The organism is Arcobacter sp. YIC-80 (genome assembly GCF_044841725.1).
Lineage (GTDB): Bacteria > Campylobacterota > Campylobacteria > Campylobacterales > Arcobacteraceae > Arcobacter_B.
This window is the reverse complement of sequence record NZ_JBJBSI010000005.1, coordinates 75971-95107: the sequence shown is the minus strand read 5'-3', so window position 1 is coordinate 95107 and position 19137 is coordinate 75971. Positions and strand designations below refer to the sequence as shown.

Here is a 19137-nt window from a genome sequence, read left to right as displayed (position 1 = left end):
GTTGAGCGATTTTTTTGCACTAGAGTATTTTATAAACCCAAATAAAAGAGTTTTTTGGGTTTATATTTTATCTTCTATTTTAATAGCAGGGATATATTTCTATTTTAATAAAAAACAATTAAAAGTAAATCTATCTTCAAAGCTTTGGTTACATCCTAGTGCTAAGCTTGATTATTATTACTTTTTTATTGGTTATTTTATAAAGGTATTTATGTTATTTCCTATAGTAGTAAGTGCAAAAACTATCGCTTTATTTATAAATAAACAGCTTTATTTATCATTTGATTTTTATGAAAACACTTTCTTTTCTTATGAGGCTGTTTTACTTATGTATACTATTTGTTTGTTTGTTGTGAGTGATTTCACTAGATATTGGACTCACAGATTTTTACATACTATTCCTTTCTTGTGGGAATTTCACAAGATTCATCACAGCGCAAAGGTATTAACACCTATTACTTTTTATAGGGTTCATCCTATTGAAAATCTACTTTTTGGACTTAGATATTCACTAAGTATTGGACTTGTAACAGGGGTGTTTATATACTTTTTTGGTGCGATGATTGATGTATATGCTATTTTAGGGGTAAATGTACTTGTATTTGCTTTTTCTTTAATAGGTTCTAACTTAAGACATTCTCACGTGGCTTTTTCTTATTCTAAATTTTTGGAGAGATTTTTTATCTCACCTAAACAACACCAAATACACCATAGTAAAAAACATTTTGATAAAAACTATGGAGGATATTTAGCTGTTTGGGATTGGGCTTTTGGCACTTTGAGATTTTCTAAAGATGTAAAAGTTTTAAAGTTTGGACTTAGACGTGAACAAATGAATCAGTACAATTCAATAGCAAACTTAATAATAGCACCATTTAAAAATTTAGTAGGAGGTAAGAGGTAATGAAATATTTAAAATCATTTGCCTTAACAGCGAGTGTTGCTTTATTGTTTACAGCTTGTGTAAATAATGCTGAGGTTTCAAAAGCTCAAAAGTTAGCAAACTTAAAAGTAAAAGAGGATTTAGGAAGATCACTGTTTTTTGATGTAAATTTATCAAAAAATAGAACTCAATCATGTTCAACTTGTCACAATCCCCAAAAAGGATTTGCAGATGACAGAGACAACACAATAGGTGCAATGGCTTCTCTTGGAGATGATGGAAAGTCATTAGGTGATAGACAAGCTCCAAGTGCAGCTTATGCTAAGTTTTCACCAAAATTTCATTTTAATGAAAAGAAGAAAAAATATATAGGTGGTCAGTTTTGGGATGGTAGAGAAGCAACTTTAGCTGGTCAAGCAGGTGGTCCTCCAACAAATCCTATTGAAATGGGAATGCCAAGTAAAAAAGCTGTAGTTGATAGAATCAAAGAAAATCCTTATTATGTTAAAACTTTTAAAGAACTTTATGGAAAAGATATTTTTGCTTCAAATGAAGAAGCCTATAAAGCAATGGCAGATGCAATAGAAAAGTTTGAAATGACAGATGAATTTTCACCTTTTGATTCAAAATATGATAGATATTTAAGAGGAGAATATGACTTAACTGTACTAGAAGATTTAGGAAGATCAATCTTCTTCTCAAACAATAACAATTCTTGTGCAACTTGTCACGTTCTAAAAGGTGAGGATAAAGCTGGTGAGACGTTTACAAACTATGAATATCATAACATAGGTGTTCCAGTAAATCATAAACTAAGAGCAAGAAATGGTGTAACAGCTATAGATAATGGACTATTAAATAATCCAGCAGTAAATGATGAAAAAGAAAAAGGAAAATATAAAGTTCCAACTTTAAGAAACGTAGCAGTAACAGCTCCATATATGCACAACGGAGTATTTAAAGAGCTTAAAACTGTAGTTGAATTCTATGATAAGTACAATAACCCAAGTAGAAAACTAAACCCAGAAACTGGTAAACCATGGGGTGAACCTGAGGTTAAAGAGACTATCTCACTTGAAGAGCTAAAAGCTAAAAAACAAAGTGATAGAAAAGTAGAAGCTTTAGTTGCTTTTATGAAACTACTTACAGATAAAAAATACGAACACTTACTAGAAAAGTAAAATAAAGCGCGAAATTATTCGCGTTTTATATAAAAATAAAAATATTTCAACAAAAATTATTTTTTCTTTAAAAAATTTTATTTTTTAGAAATAAAACTGCAATTTTTACTAAAAAAAACAATAAAAATATGGTATTATAAACAAAAAGGAAATACTATTTTACGATTTATACTATTATTTTCAATTACTACTTTTTTATTTGCTGAAAATAAGTCTGATTATAAAGCTCAGTTTCTAAAATTAAAAGAAGAAAAAGCAGGTTTAATAAATAGATATAAAATCAGAATAGAAGTTGCACGACTTGATAAACTTCATCAAAGAGCAAAACTACTTTCAAAAACTCTTATTTGCTTAAAAAACTCTAGAAGTAAAAGAGAAATCGTTTTATGCAAGAACGCAGAGCGAAAAAGAATCATGAGCATTATTAGAGGTTAAAACTCTCTTTATTCTTTTATAATAAATTTTAAATACTTACTTAAACTTTTAAGAAACATAAAACCAAAGCCATTATATACTCAATACATAGAAAAATTATGGAGAGATAATATGACTAAAAAAAGAGCATTAATCACAGGTGGAAATAAAGGTATAGGTTTAGCTGTATCAGCTGCACTTCTTGAACTTGATTATGAGATTATAGTTGTTGCTAGAAACTTTGATGATTTTCAGTTAGGTGGTCTACCCAATGTAACTGAAATACAATATGATTTATCAGATATTGAAAATCTACCAGCTTTAGCAAAAGAGGTTGGTGAAATAGATGTTCTTATAAACAATGCTGGTTATATGCAACCAAAATATACTTATGACAATTACCCAAAGGAAGCCAAAGAGCATTTAATGAATGTAGACTTACACGCTCCTGTAGAGCTTATGAATCTTTTTAGTGAGGGTATGAAAAAAAGAAAATTTGGAAGAATAGTAAATACTGCTTCTATTGCAGGACAAATAGGTCACCCTGATGTATGGTATGGTATCGCAAAAGCTGGGCTTATAAATGCTACAAAAATCTATGCAAAACTTCTTGGAAGTGATGGTATTACTGTAAATTGTGTTGCTCCAAGTGCTGCTGAGACTGATATGCAAAATGATAATGATGAAAAAAGAAAAGCAGCTTTTAAAGCAGCTGTTGTTACAAATAGATTTGCCGAACCAGAAGAAGTGGCAAAGGCTATTGTTTGGCTTGCTACTGATTGTCCTGAATATATAAATGGTATTACAATAGATATCAATAACACTTTTTATGCTAGATAATAAACTAGAGATTTCTCTAGTTTATTAAATTTTCACTACTTTTAAAAATTATTTATTTCACTTCATATATGATATTATAGTATTTTCTTTAATTACTTTATTAGAACATTTGTTCTATAATTAGAACAAATGTTCTAAGGAGATTTTTTTGTCATTAAGAAAAAATTTAATAATTCAAGAATCAATTAATCTTTTCAATGAAAAAGGTTGTATAGATACTACTACAAGGCATATTGCATCTAGGCTGGGTATTAGTGTTGGGAATCTTTATTATTATTTTAAGAACAAAGAAGAGATTATTATTGAGATTTATGAAGAGTTTATGAAAGCTATTTCTTCACAGCTTACTAGTGTAAAAGATGGAGAGGATAAAGCTTTTGATTATTATGCTTTTTTACAACAACAAATGAAAAATGAATTAAGATATAGGTTCTTTAGACTTGAGCTAAACAATATATATCAAAAGTATCCAAAGGTTAGAGAAGTTTTCAAAGAAAATCATCTAAAAAACAAAGTACAAATAAGAAAAGTTTATGAACATCAAATCAAGTATGGATACTTAAAAACTTTAGATAAAAATGAGTTGGATTTTTTAGTATCAAATACATGGATTATAGTAAGTCAATGGGAAATTTATTGGCTTATAGATGAGTCACAAACTGAGCTTCAAAGAAGAAAAAAGGGAATACTAAATATTTTATATTTTATAAAACCTTATATGACAAAAAAGGGAATAGAACATACAAATTTAGTACATTCAATAGATTATTTAAATAGTGAGGTATAAGGTGAAAAAATTATTTATATTAATGTTTATAGCTTTTAGTACATTTGCTTATTCTAAAGATTATAAATTAAATTTAATACTTGATAGCAAGTCTAAAACCTATCTTGAAGCTATAAAAAAAGAAGCTTCAAAACTTTTTGATAGTGCAGATAGTATCAACTACAATACAAAGATTTGTTTAAAAAATTGTGATAAATATTTCTTTCAAGCAAATACACTTTTTTTGATTAATAGTTTTGATTCAATTTCAAAAGCAAATAGTTCTTATGCTATTACTTACAATTTAATTTCTTCTGTTTATGATGAAAATAGGATTATAAGAACTGCTGCTTTAGGAATATTTGAGTTTTTAAAAGAGAACAAAAGAAAAGTGGTTCATATAAAAAATAAACCTTTACTTTTAGATACAAAAAAAGATAAAAAACTAAAAAGTTTAAATCTTGAAGAGGTGTTACATCTAGCAAGTAACAATAACTTAAAAATAAAAAGAAATGAAAATAGTATTAAACTTAGAGAAATAGGTGTATATGAAACAAAAACACTTTATAGACCTAAGATAGATATTTTTTCAAATTATATTCAAATTGATGAAGATAGAGCAAAAGCAAGTAGAGGCTTAAATGCACAAAAAACTCTTGAAGCTGGAGTCAAACTATCACAGCTTATTTATTCTGATAAGGCTTTAAAAAATATTGAAATAAATCAACTTCTTTATAAATCAACAAAGCAAGAATCAAAAGCTTTAAATGATGAGATTTTATATAAAGCTACTTTGATTTATCTAAATATTATAAAAGCCAAAAAATATAATGAGATCATTAGAATAAAACATGATTTTATAAGAAGAAATCTTATGTTTGCTAAGCAAAGATTGGAGATTGGTGTAAAAGATAGAAGTGATGTTTATAGATGGCAAAGTGAATTAGCAAATGCAAATATAGATTTAGCTAGTTCTAAAAAGCAGTTGGAAAAACTTAAAATAGAGTTAGCAAATCTTCTAAGAGTTAAAAATGAATATGATTTTATAGAGTATGGTTTAAATTCAAAACTATTTAAACTTTTAAATAGTGATGCAATTAAATATCTAAAAGATAAGAGAATCCAAAATACCTTTACAAAAGAGATTGTACATACTCACCCAAGACTAAAACAAATAAAAGAGCTAGTAAGTGCAAAATCTAAACAGCTTAAAATGAATAAAGACTCTTATTTTTTACCTACTTTAGCCTTTGAAGGAACAGCAAAAAAAATAATAGATAGAAATGGTGAAAGTTCAACTTTACCACAAGGTCTTGATGATGAAGAGTATCAAGCTGTTTTAAATTTAAAGCTTCCTTTATATGAGGGTGGTTTAAAGAAATCTAAAATTCAAAAAAATGAAGTTGAGCTTATTGATTTAAAACTTCAATACAATGAAATAAAAAATCTTATCATAGAAAATGTAAGAAAAAACTATGAGTCTTTAGAGCAATCTTATGAAAAAATAGCTTATTCAAAAGACTCTTTAATTTCATCAAAAAAGAACTTTGAGTTAATAGAAGATAAGTATCAAAAAGGAAAAGAAAATATTATCTCTTTACTTGATGCTCAAAACTCTTATATTGTGTCAAAATTGAATCTAAATATTTCAAATATTGAGTATTTAGTTGATTTAAGTTCTATTTATTTTTTTAGTGGGAAGATTGATATTTTATTAGATGAATTAAAAAAAGAAGAAGTTGAAAGAAAAATACAAATGATTATAAAGGATAAAGGTTGAAAAATCTATTTTTAGCAGTATTTATAATATTAGCTTTTACAGCTTGTGAAGAAAAAGAAACTAAAAGTGAACAAACAGATGTAAAAACAGTATTTGCTACAATTCCAAAAGCAAAAGATTCAAATGAAAACAGAGTTTTAAATGGACTTGCAATATCAAATAATGAAACAAAATTAAGCTTTAAAGTTCAAGGTAATATCTCTTATTTAAAAGTAAAAATTGGAGATGAAGTAAAACAAGGACAATTAATAGCAAAATTAGATTCAAAACCTTATGAGTTAAAAGTATCACAAATAAAGTATGCTTTAAGTGAGGCAAAAGCCAGTTTGATAAATGCAAAAAGTAGTTATGAAAGAGTTAAAAAACTTTATATAAATCAAAATGCAAGTGTAAGTGATATTGATAATGCAAAAGCTGCCTATGATGCAATAAGTGCAAAAGTGAAGAATATTACAAAAGAGTTAGAATATGCAAAACTAAAATTATCTTATACTAAACTATACTCTCCAATGAATGGTTATATTTCACTAAAATATGTACATGAAAATGAAAATGTGGCTATTGGTACTCCTGTTGTTTTAATAGGAGATAAATTAATAGATGAGGTATCTTTACAAGTTCCAGAATCAATAATAAACAAAATAGATCAAAACCATTTAGTAAAAGTAATCTTCCCTTCAATTGATAAAACAAGAGTTTTTACAGCAAAAGTAAAAGAGCTATCAAAATATTCGTCATCAAAAACAAAAACTTATAAAGTAGTAGTAAAACTAAACAATAGTTCAACTTTGATTAAATCAGGAATGTCAGCAGATGTATATTTTGATCTTTCAAATAAAGATGAAAAAAATATATTTTATGTACCCTCAGCTAGTGTGTTAAATGATAAAAATGGATACTACTTATATATCTTAAAAAAACAAGATGATTTTTATGTGGTAAAAAAAGCAGAAGTAAAAGTAGGAGAGTTGAGTTCTGATGGGTTTGAGATAACTAGTGGAATAACAAATAAAGATATAGTTCTAAAAGCTGGTATGAGTGAAGTTTATGAAGATATGAAAGTTAAAATTGCTAATTTAAAAGAGTTAGGACAATAAAATGTCAATTACAAAATTTGCTTTAGAAAAAAGTACTGTAACAATTGTTTTTTCTTTTATGTTATTAGTTTACGGTGTTATTTCATTTTTTGATTTACCAAGGGCTAAAGATCCTGGTTTTATAGTAAGAACAGCTACTGTGGTTACTTATTTTCCTGGTGCAAGTGCAAAAAGAGTTGAACAGTTAGTAACTGATAAACTAGAAAAAACAATTCAAGAAATGCCTGAAATTGATTATATTAGATCAACATCTAAAAATGGTGTATCTATTATATTTGTAAATGTTCTTGAAAAATATAAAAATATGAGAGAAATATGGGATTCTCTTAGAAGAAAAGTTCAAAAAGGTTCACGAGAATTACCTGAGGGGACAAGTGAACCTATTGTAAATGATGAGTTTGGTGATGTATATGGAAACTTAATATCAGTTACAAGTGATGGTTTAGAGTATAAAGAACTAGAAGATATAGCAAACGACACAAAAGATATGATTTTAAGAATTAGTGAAGTTGCTAAAGTAGAGCTTTTGGGTGAACAACCTCAAAGAGTTTATGTGGAGTTTGATAACACAAAATTAGCAAAGCTAAATTTAAGTGCTTCATATTTAAAAAATATTTTAGAACAAAAAAACATAGTTTTATCAGGTGGTAGTATTAAAGTTGATAGTTCAAGAATGCTAATAGAACCTACAGGAAACTATGAAAATATAAAACAAATAGAAAACACAATAATTGTATTGCCAACAAAAGAATATATATATTTAAAAGATATAGCAAATATCAAGTATGAGTATAAAGATCCAAGTAGTTTTATAGTAAGAAAAGGTGGAAAAGAAAGTATTGTTTTAGCTATTTCTATGAAAGATGATGGAGATATTATCAAACTTGGTGAAAAACTTGATGCTTTAATCGTTGATGTTCAAAAGAAACTTCCTTTAGGAGTAAAGCTTGATAAGCTTTTTGATGAACCAAAAATAGTTGAGGGGATTGTAGGAGATTTTGTTGATAACTTACTACAAGCTATGGGACTTGTAATTTTAGTAATGCTTTTTTCTCTTGGTTTAAGAACTGGACTTATAGTTGCAGTTTTAATTCCAATGTCTGTTTTAACATCATTTATTATCATGGGGATTTTTGATATTTGGTTAGATCAGGTATCTTTAGCTGCACTTATTATTTCTCTTGGACTTTTAGTTGATAGTGCTATTGTTATGAGTGAATCTATTATGGTTTTAATGCAAAGAGGAAAAAGTGTAGTAGAAGCCTCACTTCAAAGTGCAAATGAGTTAAAAATACCTCTTTTAACTTCTGCATTGACAACATCAGCAGCCTTTTTACCAATATTTTTAGCAAAATCTATGACGGGAGAATATACAAACTCTATTTTTAAAGTAGTAACAATTACCTTACTTTCTTCTTGGGTTTTAGCTCTTACTTTAACACCTGTTTTAAGTAAATATTTTATGAAGAAAAAAGATGTGGAAGAAAAAGAGAGTAGGTTTTACTACTATTATAGAAAGTTTTTAAAAGCTATTTTAAAATACAGATATGCAACTATTTTAGTTGTAATACTAGTTTTTGTAGCTTCTTTAAAATTATTAGATATTGTACCTAAGAAATTTTTCCCACCATCAAGTGAACCTAGTTTTACCTTAGAACTTAGACTCCCGGTAGGAACTAATATAGATACTACAAAAGAGGCTGTGGCTAAGATAGAGGAATATATAAACAAAAACTATATTGAAAATAAACAAGTGAAAAGTTTTGTATCTTTTATAGGACAGAGTGCCCCTAGGTTTTGGTTAGCTTATGATCAAGAGTTAGCAAGTGTTGAATACAGTACTATTTTAGTAAATGTAAGAGAGTATAAAAACCTTTATAGTGTAAAAAAAGATGTGGAAGACTTCACAAAAAATAGCTTCCCTGATATGCAAGTTACAGCTAAAGTCTTAGCAAATGGACCTCCTGTTAAAAAACCTATTGAAATTAGGGTAAGTGGAAAAGATATGAATAAACTTTTCAACTTAAGTGCAAAGATAAAACAAGAATTATCACAATATGATGAGGTTAAGACTATTGTTGATGATTGGGGTATTCGAAATAAAAAATTTGTGGTAGATATAGATGAAGCAAAGGCTTTAAAAGAAGGTATTTCAAATCTTGATATTGCTGTTTCTTTACAAAGTGCTTTAAGTGGATTTGAGGTGACAACTTTTAGAAAAAATGACAAGTTAATCCCTATAGTTTTAAGATCAAATGAAAATACAAAAGATGATTTAGATAGGCTTCAATCAATTAGTGTTTATTCCCAAAGTAGTGGGAAAAATATTCCTTTATCTCAAGTGGCAAGTTTAAAAGTTGTATTTGAAGAATCAAAAATAATAAGAAGAGATAGATTAAAAACAGTAACAATTGGGGCAAATATAAAACAAGATGCAAACGCACTTGCTGTGTTTGAAAAAATACAACCCTTTATGGACAAAATAGAAAAAGAGTTTCCTTTAGGTTACTATTATGAATTTGGTGGAGAGTATGAAGCTTCTGGAAAAGCAAATAAATCTATTGTAGTAAATCTTCCAATTGCTTTAATGGCAATAATTTTATTAATGGTTGCACAGTTCAATTCTATTAGAAAACCTATAATTATACTTTTAACTATTCCTTTTGGAATAATAGGTGTTTCAATAGGACTTTATATAACAGGTTCATATTTTGGGTTTATGACACTTCTTGGAATCATATCTTTAAGTGGGATAGTTATTAATAATGCCATTGTTTTACTTGAAAGAATTAAACTTGAATATGAAAATGGTTTAGAACTTTATGATGCAATTATAGAAGCAGGAGTTAGTAGATTTAGACCAATTATTCTAACAACAATAACCACAATCTTTGGGCTTGTACCTTTATGGTACAGTGGTGGTGAGATGTGGCAGCCTATGGCTATATCAATTATTTTTGGTTTAATGTTCTCAACTGTATTAACTTTAGGTTTAATTCCAGTTTTATACTCAATTTTTTATAAAGTAAAAAGGCAAAAAAATGCTAAATAAACTTTGGTTTAAAGTTCTTGTAGGTATGGTTTTAGGTGTAATTGTAGGTTTACTTTTATCTCCTAATGCCTTTGCTTTAGTTCCTAGTAATGTAGCATTTATAATAGCTCCATGGGTAGCATTAGCAGGAAATATTTTCCTAGCTTTAATTAAAATGGTTGTTATTCCACTTGTAATGAGTTCTATTATTTTAGGAATAACAAGTGCAAATAATACTGACACCCTAAAAAGTTTAGGTTTAAAAATTGCTCCTTATTTTGTATTTACAACTATTGTTGCTGTAAGTTTAGGTTTATTTGTAGCTTTATATATAAATCCAGGGCAGTATGTATCAAAAGATATTTTAAATACGATTAATACAAGTACGGTTGTTATAAAAGAAGTAAATCCTATTTCAAACACATCTATTCCTGATATGATTGTAGGCTTAATTCCTATAAATGTAAGTCAAGCTGAACTTGATGGAAATATTTTATTTTTTGTGATATTGGCTATTTTCGTAGGTGTTGCTTTGATGAATATGGAAGATGAAGACTCAAAACCTTTAAAGGATTTAGCAAAGTCTTTTCAGTCTTTTTCTATGACAGTTGTTAGTTGGGCTATGAAACTTGCTCCTTATGCTGTATTTGGCCTTTTATGTAGTATTACAATCAAGATTGGATTTGATGCAATCTCTTCAATGTCAATGTATGTATTGACAGTTTTAGTGGGATTATTTACTTTACTTTGTTTTTATATACTAGTCGTTTTTATTGCTGCAAAAATAAAACCTTTGGAGTTTTTAAGTAAAATACGTGAAGTTCAACTTCTTGCTTTTTCAACTTCATCATCTGCTGCTGTTATGCCTTTATCAATGAAAACAGCAGAAGAAAAACTAAATATACCAACTCCTATTTCAAAGTTTGTAATACCTTTAGGTGCAACAATAAATATGGATGGTACAGCTATTTATCAAGTAATAGCAGCTATTTTTTTAACTCAATTATTTGGAATAGAGTTAAGTATAATAGAAATGGCTGTATTAGCTCTAACAACAGTAGCAGCTTCTATTGGAGCTCCAAGTACGCCAGGTGTTGGAATTGTTATTTTAGCTTCAATTCTTCAAAGTTTAGGAGTTCCTGTTGAGGGAGTTGCCCTTATTTTAGGAGTTGATAGAATTCTTGATATGTGTAGAACGACTATAAATGTAACAGGGGATTTAACAGCTTCAATTGTTATGAAAAAGCTAGTAAATATTACTAGTTCAAAAGCAGAAATCGCAAAAGAAATAAATGCTTTAAAATAGGCATTGATTTAAGAAGTAAAGTTTTTACTTCTTAAAATAAGTTCTGATAAAGTAAAAGTATTAAGCTTTTTAGTTTGGTGTTTGAATGTCTTGTCTTTTTTTAAATATCTTTATATTATTTAAAATTTTAACAGCAATTAGTGTTAAAATTGTTCCTATTAAAAGAGAGATACTTAAATGTTCTTTTAGAAAAATAACACTAAATAAAATAGCAAAAAGTGGTACTAAAAAGATGAAAGAACTAACTTCATTTGTTCCTAATTTTTCAATTCCTATAAAATATACTGTTGTAGAAAATGTTGTAGAAATAACAGCAAGTCCTAAAATATTTAACCAAAAAATCTTATCATAACTACTATAGTTTAACTCTAAAGAATCTGTAAAAAATATCACTACCATTATTGATGTAATGATATACATATATAAAGTAAAAACCATAGGTGAGGTTTTTGTGATTTTTGAACTAGTAATAGTTAAAGCAGGCCATAAAATAGATGCCCCTAAAAAATACATATTTTGAATAGTAAATATTTGCTCACTTGAAAATGACCATACATTAAGCATTGTCATAACCCCAATTGCACCTATAGCTAAAGCAAAATAGTCTTTTTTTACTATCTTTTTTTTAAAAAATAAAGCCATAATAATAAAAGTATTAATAGGTATTAAAGTAGTAACTAAAGCACCACCAAGTGATGCAGTACCGAATTTTGTTCCAAGAAAATAGCATTTCATATATGCAATCATAATTATTGAGGCTAAAACTGCTAATGCTAAGCTTCTTTTGTTTATATAAAAGTATTTTCTTGTAAAAACAAGAATAGGAATTAAAGTAACTATTGTAAAAAAGTTTCTTAAAAAAATAAGTTCGTATTCATTTATATAAGAGCTTAATACTTTTGCATTTACCCACGAAGCTCCCCATCCTGCCATAGCAAGAAACATCAAAAAGTAGAATAAGTTTTTGTTTGTTGTTGTCATAGTATAATCTTTAAAAATAAATTTTTAAAAGTATAATTGAAAATAATATCTTTTTATAGAATAAAATTGCTATTTTGCTTTAATGCCTTTGGTGTATAACCAAAGTATTTTTTAAAATTTCTAGTAAAATGTGACTGGTCATTGAATCCAACTTCAATACTAGCTTGGCTAATAGGAATTCCTTTTTGTATTAAGTTATTAGCTTTATTAAGTCTTTGATTGATTATAAAAGCATGAGGTGTTAATCCAAACTCTTTTTTAAATAGTCTTAAAAAATGAAACTTACTAAGATTTACATTTGTAGCAAGATTATCAAGAGTAAATTCACTATCTATACTATCTTTTATATACTCATAAGTATTTTTTACTATTTTTTTATCTTCAAAAATTTTATCATACTCTTTTGTATAAATAGTGTTTGAAAGTATTAATTCACTCAAAGCTTCAATAAGTAAGGACTCAATTAATATCTCATCTTCTTTTGAAAAATAAGCTGTAAAAAAATCATGAAGTTTCATAAATAAAAGTCTATTTTCAACTATATGTCTTTCAAAAAAAGGAGTTCTTCTTTCATCAAATATTTGGGCATATAAATTTGAAATAAGCTCTATTGTTGGATAAAAGTTTGCATGGCTCCATTGTTTTGATGTTCCTGAATGAACTTCTCCGGGGTTATTTATTCTTATTGAATATTCATAAGAATCATAAGATTGATTGGCATTAAAAGATTTTAAAACACCTTTATATGTGAGTCCAATTGTATAAGTATCATGGTAGTGTTTTGTAAAATTATCATTTGATTTTTTAACATTTTCAAAAAGTATATTGTTTAGTAAATTAGACATTTTGTATTATATTATAATTTTTTATTAAAAAATTAAAAAAATTGTCATAATTTATACAAAAGAGAAAAGCTTAAGCTTTTTCTCTTTTGATAGTAAGAAGTAATACTACTCCAATTACAGCAGCAACAAATGAAGCAGCAAATACTCCAAGTTTAACAGCAGCAATTGTTCCTTCATCTAAGTAAGCTAGGTGAGTAATAAAAATTGACATTGTAAATCCAATACCGGCTATAAATCCTACTGCTAGAATCTCTTTCCATAAAATAGTATCAGGTTTTTTAACAATTTTAAGTTTATGAGCTAAATAAGTAAGACCTAAAATACCTACAGGTTTACCAACCACTAAACCACAAACTACACCTAATACAATCATTAAGTTTGCACTTACTGTACTAAAGTCAATTAAAACACCTGCATTAGAAAATGCAAATAAAGGCATAATAAAAAATGCCGAAAGACCATGTAAGTTATGCTCTAATCTTACAAGTGGGTTTTGAACTTTATCATATCCAAATGCAATATTTTCTAAAGAATCAATTTGATGATGATTTAAAACAGGTACAGGATCCATGTGCTTTTCAAACTCATCTACAGAGTGTCTTGTTTCATTAATAAATTTTTTTTCATCAATTTTAGATCTAATAGGAATAGCAAAGGCTAATAATACACCTGCAATTGTAGCGTGAATACCAATAGCATGAATATAAACCCAAAGTCCAATACCTAAAATTAAATAAGGAACTAAACTTGTAACACCTCTTTTATTTAAAATCCAAATAATTGCATAAATAATACCAGCATGTAGAAAGTATTGACTTTGAATATCACTTGTATAAACTGTTGCTACTACTAAAACAGCACCTAAGTCATCTACAACAGCAAGAGCAACTAAAAATAGTTTAAGCGCAGGATTAACTCTTGTTCCTAAAAGCATTAAAATACCAAGTGCAAAAGCAATATCCGTAGCCATCGGTACTCCAAATCCTAAAGGATTGTCTGGATTAAATCCTACATAAATTAATGCAGGTATTACCATACCACCAATAGCAGCAACTATTGGAAATGAAGCCTTACTAACACTTGATAGTTCACCTATTAACATTTCTCTTTTTATTTCTAGTCCAACCATAAGAAAGAATAATGCCATTAAACCATCATCAATCCAATAAGTAAGTGTCATCGAGATAGATAAATCTCCTAGGTTAATACCAAGAGGTAAATGCCATAAGTCGTAATATTCTTGTCCCCAACTTGAGTTTGCTACAATAACTGCTGCTACCGTTGCTATGAAAAGTATAATACCACTTAGAGCTTCTTTATTTATAAATCTCTCAATAGTAATTAATTGTTTAATCATATAGTTTCCTTTTTTATTTTAAGCAATTTGGACAAATGCCTTTGATTATTATATTATCAACTTGATAACCTTCTAAATTAAAATTTAGTTTTTCATGAATACATTGTATTTTAGAGCAATTATTACATATAAAGTGAGAGTGTTTAGTTTTTGATATTTCAAAGTATCTTTTTTTATTATTTGATTCAAAAGAATTCAAAATATTCTCTTCTTCAAATTTTGTAATATTTCTGTAAAATGTTGCCTTATCCATTGAAAGTTTATCCTTGATATCCTCATAAGACAAAGGTTTGTCTGCATTTACTAAGATTTCTAAAATAGCCTTTCTAGCTGTTGTCAGTTTAATGTTTTTTTCATCTGTTAATTTTTCTATGTTCATAAAAATATTATAGCAATATTAATTTAAAAGTAGTTTACTAAAATAATACTTTACGACTAAGTTGCATTAAAGTTTTACTATATTATTATTCCAATAATGCAACCCAATTGCAAAAGAAAGAAAAATTATTAAGGAATTTTTATGAAGAAAATATTAGCTTTTTTATTAGTTATTAGTTTTAGTTTATATGCAAAAGAGCTTACAGTAAGTATTTTACCTCAAAAATACTTTGTAGAAAAAATCGCAAAAGATAAGTTTGAAGTAAATGTTATGGTTAAGCCAGGTTTTTCTCCTGCTACTTATGAACCTAAAACTTCACAAATGAGAAGTTTATCAGCTTCAAAAGCATATTTTTCTATTGGTGTACCTTTTGAAAAAATATGGCTAGAAAAGTTTGAAAGTGCAAATAAAAATATGCTTTTAGTTGATACTTCAAAAGGAATTAAAAAGATTGAAATGCAAGCTCATGAACATCATGATGAAGATGAACATGAAGGGCACGCAAAACATGAAGATGAACATGATGAACATAAAAACCATGAACACCACGATCATGATCATGAAGAACATAATCATGCAAAACATGATGAGCATGATGAACATGAAGAACACGGACATAAACATACAGGCTTAGATCCTCATGTTTGGTTAGACCCTATGTTAGTGAAAGTTCAAGCAAAAAATATTTATGAAGCATTAGTAAAAATTGATGCAAAAAATAAAGATTTTTACTTAGCAAATTATAAAGCTTTTGTAAAAGAGCTTGAAGCTTTAAATACTAAACTTGAAAATATTCTTAAACCTTATGAAGATAAAGCATTTATGGTATTTCACCCATCTTGGGGATATTTTGCTAAAAGATATGATTTAGAACAAATATCAATAGAAGTTCAAGGTAAAGAACCAAAGCCAGCTCAATTAGTAGAACTTGTAGATGAAGCAAAAAAACATAATATTAAAATTGTTTTTGTAGCTCCTCAATTTTCTCAAAAAGGTGCAAAAGTTATTTCTCAAAGTATTAATGGAAATACAAGTGTAATAGATCCTTTATCTTATGAATGGGATAAAAATCTTTTAAAAGTGGCAAATGAAATAGCAAAAACATATAAATGATACGTTATTTAATATTATTATTTTTACTTAAGAGCATCCTCTTTGGATGTTCTTTGTGTTCCGTTTATTCTCCTAAAACTCATGTAAGCACAAGTGTAAAAGCTGACAAAAAATATATCAAAAATGCTAAAGTTAAATGGGTATTTGCAAAAGAGTTTACAAAAGAACTCTTAAACCTCTATGATACAAATTTAGATGCCTCTTTTGATAAAAAAGAGCTTGAAGTTATTCAAGATGCTCTTTTAGCTTATATTGAACCTAAAAACTACTTAACTCATCTAACTTACAGTACAAAAATTGAAGAAGTTTCAAGACCTTTAAATGTAAAAAAATACAAATTTGATTTTAAAAGAGGCATTTTAAGTTTTGAGTATGAGTTTGATTTAAATTATGAAATTAAACACAATCATAAACTATATATTGAAGTTTATGATGATGCAAGCTATTTTATCATGTTGATAGATGAAAAAAGACAGTTGTTTAGTATCCCTTATAAAATCAAAAAAGATTTAGATTATAATAGTGTGACGTATACTATAAATGCACCATCTTTAGCTAAAAATGATGAGAAAACACAAACACACGAAGAGCCTTTAAAAAGTGCAAGTGAAGTAAGAAAAAAAGAAAAGAACTTAATTGAGCAATCTTTAGAAGAAAACAAGGTACAAAAAGAAGAGACTATTTTAGAAAACTTTGTAAAAAAAGTGAAGTATTATTTAGTTGAAATAGAAAAGGGCGAGGATAAATGGGCTTTAGTCTTTTTACTTTTTGTTTCATTTGTTTATGGAATTATTCATGCTATGGGACCAGGACATGGTAAAGCATTAGCTTTTTCTTATTTTAGTGCTCAAAAAAGTTCATATTTTCAAGCTTTTTTAATTTCTTTAGCAACAGCATTTATTCATATAGTAGGAGCTTTGGTTTTAGTAGTAATCTCAATTTTTATACTTCAAAGTGTTTTAAATAGTTTCCTAGATGATTCTATTAAGTATATTACACAAACAAGTGCTGTTTTGATTATGCTATTATCTATTTATATTCTATACAGAAAATTAAAGAAAAAATCTTGTGCTTGTAGTGCTTGTTGTAGTGTTGAGGAAAATAAACCTATTTTCTCAACAACAGGAAATGTAAATTTTGTTGAAAAAAATGAGAATAAAATACATTTTGATAGTTCAAGAAAAAAAGAAGATTTAATCTTTGTATTAACAGCAGGGCTTATTCCTTGCCCTGGTACAGTTGTACTTTTTGTATATGCCTTTATTCTAAAAACATATTTTTCAGTAATACTTGCTAGTATTGCTATTTCTTTAGGAATGGGACTTGTGATATTTGCTTCATCATTTTTAGGGGTGTCTTTAAATAAAGTATCAGCTAAATCTACTAAAATAGTAAATATTGTTGAGGTTTTAGCTCCTATTATAATGTTTGTTTTAGGACTTTTACTTCTTTTGAATGCAGATATTTTATAAGGAAATAAAATGGATATTATCTCAAGTTTGAGAAAATATCTTCCAAGATTTAAAAAAGTTTTAGAGCTTGGAAGTAAAAAAGGTGATGACTTGGGACTACTTCATTCGTACTATGAAGTAGTAGCAAGTGAAGATGAAAAAGTAAAAACTAGATTTTTAAAAGATGAATTTATTGATATAAGAGTTATTTTAATAGATAAAGTTACAGTTGATACACACAAGAAGTTCGATGCTATTTTTTCAAGAAATACTTTAGATAGTTTATCTCTTGTTCAACTCAATGATTCTTTAAAAAATCAAAAAAATATTTTAAATAAAGAAGGTCTAATCTTTCATATTTTAGACAAAAATAAGATTGAAAAAAATGAAGTTTTAACTTTATTAAATGAGAATTATGAGCTTTTAGAAGAGGGTAGTTTTGATAATAACTTCTTTTTTATAGCAAAACTTTCTTGATTATAATCAATGTATTGTTTCTTTTCTCAAGATAAAATTATGATATTAAATTAAAAGGTTTTATTATGGAAAAAGTAAATATTTATGATGATATTGTATACGGTGAAGAGAAAGTAAAAGTATCTCTTATTTTAGAAACAGAATTTTCAAAAGAGATACGAATAGTTTTTAAAAAAGATCAAATTATGAAAGATCATAAAACAGCTTATCCTATTACAGTTGAAATTTTTGAGGGTTCAATTGATTTTGGAGTTGGTGAAAAGGTTTACAATCTTGTAAAAGGCGATATCGTAAGTTTAGAAGCCAGTATTGTACATAATCTTAAAGCAAATGAAGACTCAATAGTAAGACTTACTTTATCAAAAAGTGATTCAATAAATAGAGTAAAAGGTGTTTTAAAACTATAAACTAGAGTTAAAACTCTAGTTTATTCATCCTCTTTTGCAAACTTTTTGTATAAGAAATCTAAAATTGCTTCTCTACATCTGATATATTCAGGATCACTTTGAAGAGCAACTCTATCTCTAGGACGCTCTAAATTTACTTCTAATATTTCGCCAATAGTAGCTTCGGGTCCATTTGTCATCATAATTACTTTATCACTTAATAAAACTGCTTCATCAATATCATGGGTAATAATAATTACTGTGTTTTGTACACTTTGTTGAATTCTCATTAGATGTTCTTGAAGATTTGCTCTTGTAAGTGAATCTAAAGCACCAAAAGGCTCATCCATAAGAAGTACATCAGGTTTTATTGATAATGCTCTTGCGATACCAACTCTTTGTTTCATTCCTCCTGATATTTCACCAGGGTATTTATCTTTTGCATGGTCTAGGTTTACCATTGAAACAAAGTGTTCAACTCTTTGTTTTAACTCTTGTTTATTTAGATGTGGCATTACTTTTTTTACAGCCATTTCAATATTTTCATAAACAGTTAGCCAAGGAAGAAGTGAATGGTTTTGAAATACTACAGCTCTCTCAGGTCCTGGTCCCTTAATCTCTTTATTTTTTAGTAGTATGTTTCCTTGTGTTTGCGCATCAAGTCCTGCTATCATATTTAATAAAGTTGATTTTCCACACCCACTATGTCCAATAATTGAAATAATTTCATTTTTTGCAATTTTTACATTTACATCAACTACTGCTTTATACTCTTTCCCCCCTGGTAGAGGAAAGGCTTTATATATATTTTCTAATTCTAAAAAGTTATTATTACTCATGATTTTTCCTT

The 19137-nt window shown here is 27.6% G+C and carries 17 protein-coding genes; 12 read left to right on the top strand and 5 right to left on the bottom strand.

What is annotated here, in order from left to right:
- Nucleotide 1 precedes the first annotated feature (1 nt).
- The 8 genes from ACH5BK_RS08590 to ACH5BK_RS08555 all read left to right on the top strand — a co-directional run bounded on the left by ACH5BK_RS08590 (nt 2) and on the right by ACH5BK_RS08555 (nt 11298).
- Nucleotides 2-904: a sterol desaturase family protein gene (locus ACH5BK_RS08590; protein ID WP_404306427.1), complete on the top strand. Its 903-nt coding sequence runs from the start codon at nt 2-4 to the stop codon at nt 902-904.
- Entirely contained in the window at nt 904-2064 is a 1161-nt protein-coding gene (locus ACH5BK_RS08585) for a cytochrome-c peroxidase (RefSeq protein WP_404306425.1), read from the top strand. The genes ACH5BK_RS08590 and ACH5BK_RS08585 overlap by 1 nt, the downstream gene beginning before the upstream one ends.
- A gap of 546 nt (nt 2065-2610) precedes the next feature.
- Nucleotides 2611-3318: an SDR family NAD(P)-dependent oxidoreductase gene (locus ACH5BK_RS08580; protein ID WP_404306423.1), complete on the top strand. Its 708-nt coding sequence runs from the start codon at nt 2611-2613 to the stop codon at nt 3316-3318.
- Between the two features lie 148 nt (nt 3319-3466).
- The gene (locus ACH5BK_RS08575) at nt 3467-4105 is read left to right on the top strand and encodes a TetR/AcrR family transcriptional regulator (RefSeq protein WP_404306421.1); all 639 of its coding nucleotides are present in this window, start codon (nt 3467-3469) and stop codon (nt 4103-4105) included.
- Nucleotide 4106: 1 nt separating this feature from the next.
- On the top strand, nt 4107-5864 hold the full coding sequence (locus tag ACH5BK_RS08570) for a TolC family protein (protein WP_404306419.1): 1758 nt from the start codon (nt 4107-4109) through the stop codon (nt 5862-5864).
- Complete coding sequence (locus ACH5BK_RS08565; RefSeq protein ID WP_404306417.1) at nt 5861-6961, top strand: efflux RND transporter periplasmic adaptor subunit; 1101 nt, start codon at nt 5861-5863, stop codon at nt 6959-6961. Before ACH5BK_RS08570 ends, ACH5BK_RS08565 begins: the two co-directional genes overlap by 4 nt.
- Before the next feature lies 1 nt (nt 6962).
- Nucleotides 6963-10013 carry an efflux RND transporter permease subunit gene (locus ACH5BK_RS08560; protein WP_404306415.1) on the top strand — a complete coding sequence of 1017 codons (3051 nt, stop codon included), beginning with the start codon at nt 6963-6965 and terminating at the stop codon, nt 10011-10013.
- Entirely contained in the window at nt 10003-11298 is a 1296-nt protein-coding gene (locus ACH5BK_RS08555; RefSeq protein WP_404306414.1) for a dicarboxylate/amino acid:cation symporter, read from the top strand. The genes ACH5BK_RS08560 and ACH5BK_RS08555 overlap by 11 nt, the downstream gene beginning before the upstream one ends.
- Nucleotides 11299-11367: 69 nt before the next feature.
- On the opposite strand, the gene ACH5BK_RS08550 is transcribed toward ACH5BK_RS08555, so the two are convergent.
- The 4 genes from ACH5BK_RS08550 to ACH5BK_RS08535 form a co-directional block, all read right to left on the bottom strand.
- Complete coding sequence (locus tag ACH5BK_RS08550) at nt 11368-12279, bottom strand: DMT family transporter (RefSeq protein ID WP_404306412.1); 912 nt, start codon at nt 12277-12279, stop codon at nt 11368-11370.
- 53 nt (nt 12280-12332) lie between these two features.
- Nucleotides 12333-13124, bottom strand: coding sequence for an AraC family transcriptional regulator (locus tag ACH5BK_RS08545; protein ID WP_404306410.1), 792 nt, complete (start codon nt 13122-13124; stop codon nt 12333-12335).
- A gap of 70 nt (nt 13125-13194) precedes the next feature.
- Nucleotides 13195-14481 (bottom strand): Na+/H+ antiporter NhaA, encoded by a 1287-nt coding sequence (gene nhaA / locus ACH5BK_RS08540; protein ID WP_404306408.1) that lies wholly within the window; start codon nt 14479-14481, stop codon nt 13195-13197.
- A 13-nt stretch (nt 14482-14494) separates the two neighbouring features.
- Nucleotides 14495-14860, bottom strand: coding sequence for a Fur family transcriptional regulator (locus tag ACH5BK_RS08535; RefSeq protein WP_404306406.1), 366 nt, complete (start codon nt 14858-14860; stop codon nt 14495-14497).
- A 141-nt stretch (nt 14861-15001) separates the two neighbouring features.
- Between ACH5BK_RS08535 and ACH5BK_RS08530 the strand changes: the two genes are divergently transcribed.
- The 4 genes from ACH5BK_RS08530 to ACH5BK_RS08515 all read left to right on the top strand — a co-directional run bounded on the left by ACH5BK_RS08530 (nt 15002) and on the right by ACH5BK_RS08515 (nt 18308).
- Nucleotides 15002-15973 carry a metal ABC transporter solute-binding protein, Zn/Mn family gene (locus tag ACH5BK_RS08530; protein WP_404306404.1) on the top strand — a complete coding sequence of 324 codons (972 nt, stop codon included), beginning with the start codon at nt 15002-15004 and terminating at the stop codon, nt 15971-15973.
- Between the two features lie 53 nt (nt 15974-16026).
- Nucleotides 16027-17445, top strand: coding sequence for a DUF1007 family protein (locus ACH5BK_RS08525; protein ID WP_404306402.1), 1419 nt, complete (start codon nt 16027-16029; stop codon nt 17443-17445).
- Between the two features lie 9 nt (nt 17446-17454).
- Nucleotides 17455-17901: a hypothetical protein gene (locus ACH5BK_RS08520; protein ID WP_404306400.1), complete on the top strand. Its 447-nt coding sequence runs from the start codon at nt 17455-17457 to the stop codon at nt 17899-17901.
- Nucleotides 17902-17966: 65 nt separating this feature from the next.
- Nucleotides 17967-18308 carry a cupin gene (locus ACH5BK_RS08515; protein WP_404306398.1) on the top strand — a complete coding sequence of 114 codons (342 nt, stop codon included), beginning with the start codon at nt 17967-17969 and terminating at the stop codon, nt 18306-18308.
- A gap of 20 nt (nt 18309-18328) precedes the next feature.
- Here ACH5BK_RS08515 and ACH5BK_RS08510 read toward each other — a convergent pair whose 3' ends face one another.
- Nucleotides 18329-19126, bottom strand: a complete 798-nt coding sequence (locus tag ACH5BK_RS08510; RefSeq protein WP_404306396.1) for an ABC transporter ATP-binding protein — start codon at nt 19124-19126, stop codon at nt 18329-18331.
- Nucleotides 19127-19137: the final 11 nt, after the last annotated feature.

What these genes read in the sequence shown, in the direction of transcription:
- ACH5BK_RS08580 (WP_404306423.1), top strand. Translation starts at nt 2,611, where the DNA reads ATGACTAAAAAAAGAGCATTAATCACAGGTGGAAATAAAGGTATAGGT.
- ACH5BK_RS08520 (WP_404306400.1), top strand. Translation starts at nt 17,455, where the DNA reads ATGGATATTATCTCAAGTTTGAGAAAATATCTTCCAAGATTTAAAAAA.
- ACH5BK_RS08555 (WP_404306414.1), top strand. Translation starts at nt 10,003, where the DNA reads ATGCTAAATAAACTTTGGTTTAAAGTTCTTGTAGGTATGGTTTTAGGT.
- ACH5BK_RS08550 (WP_404306412.1), bottom strand. Translation starts at nt 12,279, where the DNA reads ATGACAACAACAAACAAAAACTTATTCTACTTTTTGATGTTTCTTGCT.
- ACH5BK_RS08545 (WP_404306410.1), bottom strand. Translation starts at nt 13,124, where the DNA reads ATGTCTAATTTACTAAACAATATACTTTTTGAAAATGTTAAAAAATCA.
- nhaA (WP_404306408.1), bottom strand. Translation starts at nt 14,481, where the DNA reads ATGATTAAACAATTAATTACTATTGAGAGATTTATAAATAAAGAAGCT.
- ACH5BK_RS08535 (WP_404306406.1), bottom strand. Translation starts at nt 14,860, where the DNA reads ATGAACATAGAAAAATTAACAGATGAAAAAAACATTAAACTGACAACA.
- ACH5BK_RS08530 (WP_404306404.1), top strand. Translation starts at nt 15,002, where the DNA reads ATGAAGAAAATATTAGCTTTTTTATTAGTTATTAGTTTTAGTTTATAT.
- ACH5BK_RS08560 (WP_404306415.1), top strand. Translation starts at nt 6,963, where the DNA reads ATGTCAATTACAAAATTTGCTTTAGAAAAAAGTACTGTAACAATTGTT.
- ACH5BK_RS08515 (WP_404306398.1), top strand. Translation starts at nt 17,967, where the DNA reads ATGGAAAAAGTAAATATTTATGATGATATTGTATACGGTGAAGAGAAA.
- ACH5BK_RS08510 (WP_404306396.1), bottom strand. Translation starts at nt 19,126, where the DNA reads ATGAGTAATAATAACTTTTTAGAATTAGAAAATATATATAAAGCCTTT.
- ACH5BK_RS08585 (WP_404306425.1), top strand. Translation starts at nt 904, where the DNA reads ATGAAATATTTAAAATCATTTGCCTTAACAGCGAGTGTTGCTTTATTG.